The following is a 628-nucleotide window of genomic DNA, read 5'->3' on the forward strand; positions in this document are numbered from 1 at the left end:
GGGTTCAACGGGATTGGAGGCCAGGCTCGTGGCGGGGATGTTTGGTACGGGTTAGTCAAGCAATGTCCCTTCCCTGTCTGGTCGGGCCGGGGTCTTTCGGCGCGGGCCCGCATGCCAGCACTCCTCATCAGCGCTTCTGTCGTGGCTTGTGACAGGTTGCGCTTCTGTCGGGCCGTGGGTTGCTGGTGGGGAGGGCAGCGGGGTTCGACCAGATCTTCGACCACGGGGCGTCGACCATGGTTACGACCTCGCAACGCCTGGGTGGTAGGGCGGTGGTCGGAGTGGGGTGGCGTAGGACAGTTCCAGGGCGCTGAGGTCCTGGCCTCTGGCCGGCCCGGTGGGCGTCATGGGCGGTGCTGGGTGCCGGGGTGGTTCGGTGGTGGCGGGTCTGCCATAGCCGTGGCTGCTGCGCGCTGCGGTGCCGCAGCACCGTGGTGGTGAGCCGTGCGCTGCCGGCCGTCGTGGGGCGTCCGGTCGGCGGAGGTTCAACTCCCGCTGCTGGGGGCCGTGTTCGTGGGGGGGTGGGGTGGTGGGTGGAAGGTCCGCGCTCTGCTGGGTGTTATTTCTTGGTTCGTTGGGCGGCTTGTTCAAGGATGCGCCGTCGTGTCCAGCGTCGGCGTCCGTTTTG

Origin of the sequence: Streptomyces sp. NPDC050439 (genome assembly GCF_040655335.1) — a bacterium.
In the GTDB taxonomy this organism is placed as follows: Bacteria; Actinomycetota; Actinomycetes; order Streptomycetales; family Streptomycetaceae; genus Streptomyces.